Origin of the sequence: Achromobacter sp. SIMBA_011 (assembly GCF_046535435.1) — a bacterium.
In the GTDB taxonomy this organism is placed as follows: domain Bacteria; phylum Pseudomonadota; class Gammaproteobacteria; order Burkholderiales; family Burkholderiaceae_B; genus Achromobacter; species Achromobacter dolens.
Genome location: NZ_JAWRWN010000123.1, coordinates 1 through 361, shown reverse-complemented (window position 1 = coordinate 361; position 361 = coordinate 1). Strand labels below are relative to the sequence as shown.

Annotated in this window: 1 protein-coding gene; it reads right to left on the bottom strand. The window is 67.0% G+C overall.

Features of this window, described 5'->3' with window-relative positions; all coding sequences use genetic code 11:
• Positions 1-315 (bottom strand): phosphoribosyltransferase (locus SB816_RS30210; protein ID WP_410548019.1); only part of this gene is annotated, 315 nt, incomplete at its 3' end.
• Between the last annotated feature and the right edge of the window lie 46 nt (positions 316-361).

Sequence of the window (361 nt, the reverse complement as noted above, 5' to 3'; positions counted from 1 at the left end):
GATGCGCTCGCGCGCGAGGGTCTCGGCGAACCGCGCTTCGCTCACGCCAAGCGCGCGCATCACTGCGTCGTTGACGTAGAGCGCGTCGCCGCTCGCCACGGCGCCCATCGCCAGCTCAGGGTTATAGGGCGCCCCGAGCTTGCGCACGATCAGCACGTCCAAGGGACATCGCAAGGCCCTCGCTACTTCGTAACCAACCGGCACGCCACCTCGTGGCAGCGCCAGCACCACGACATCATCGCGGCCTGCGTAGCGCTGGAGAGCCGTTGCAAGCTGTCTGCCGGCATCGGCACGATCGCGGAATACCTCGCTCATGATCTGGCGTCCTCTTCAGGGCCGGCTTTCGTGGCTCCATCGGGCA